Annotated in this window: 1 protein-coding gene; it reads right to left on the reverse strand. The window is 68.3% G+C overall.

Going from position 1 to position 564, the window contains the following annotated elements; translation table 11 throughout:
- Positions 1–564: IS3 family transposase (locus tag IG178_RS25005; protein ID WP_193215273.1), on the reverse strand; the 564-nt coding region annotated here is incomplete at both ends.

Consider the following 564-nt stretch of genomic DNA (forward strand, 5'->3'; position numbering starts at 1 on the left):
CAACAGCGAGCGGTATTCACCGCTGCCGTATTGGCTGCCGCGGTCGCTGTGGAAGATCAGCCCTGTTTCGGGACGGCGTGTTTGGAGCGCTTGCTTGAAGGCGTCGGCCACCAGCCCGGCGCGCATGTGGCGGGCCAGCGACCAGCCGACGATGCGGCGCGTGCAGAGGTCGATGACCACGGCAAGGTAGAGCCATCCCGCGGCGGTGGGCACGTGGGTGATGTCACCGGCCCAAACCCGGTCGGGCCGGTCCGGGAGGTCCTTTTCCACGAGGAGATTGGGGGCTGGCTTGTCGGCGCGGCCGTCGCTGGTGCGGGGCACGTAGGTCTTGGGCTGGAGGGCTTTGAGGCCCCGCTCCATCATGATCCGGCGGACGCGTGCGGGAGCGCAGGTGATGCCCTGGTCGGCGAGTTCGCTCCAGATCCTGCGGTAGCCGTAGCGGCGGCGATGGCGATTGAAGACGGCCTCGATCTGCTCCCCGATGTCGCGGTCGGAAAGCTCGGAGGGAGTCGGCGTGGCGGCATGATAGTAGCTGCTGCGCGGGACGCCGAGGACCTCGCAGAT

It is taken from the genome of Neoluteolibacter marinus, assembly GCF_014904755.1.
GTDB lineage: Bacteria > Verrucomicrobiota > Verrucomicrobiia > Verrucomicrobiales > Akkermansiaceae > Haloferula > Haloferula marina.